We start from the raw sequence: 428 nt of genomic DNA on the forward strand, positions 1-428 counted from the left end.
GGGGAGTGGCCGTCGGCGTGCTGGAGGCCTTCGCCGGTGAGGGTGGTCCGTCCTGCGGTGGCGCCGATGATGAACCCGCGGGTCATTTGGTCTGCTGCTGCCCAGAACGCGTCGCCGGTGCGTTGGAAGCCGAACATGGAGTAGAACACGTAGACCGGGACCAGGGGCACGCCGTGGGTGGCGTACGCGGTGCCGGCGGCGGTGAACGCTGCGACGGCGCCGGCTTCGTTGATGCCGGGGTGGATCAGCTGGCCTGCGGGGGATTCCTTGTAGGCCAGGACCAGGTCCCGGTCCACGGAGAGGTAGTTCTGGCCCTTGGGGTTGTAGATCTTCGCGGTGGGGAAGAACGCGTCCATCCCGAACGTGCGTGCCTCATCGGGGATGATCGGGGCGATGTGCTTGCCGAAGGCCTTGTCCCGCATCAGGTC

1 pseudogene is annotated in these 428 nt (G+C 67.3%); it reads right to left on the minus strand.

From position 1 onward, the window contains the following. Nucleotides 1–428: pseudogene (locus AC5RVN_RS17445) on the minus strand (pyruvate dehydrogenase (acetyl-transferring), homodimeric type); the annotation flags it as partial.

Source organism: Arthrobacter sp. sptzw32 (assembly GCF_059089735.1).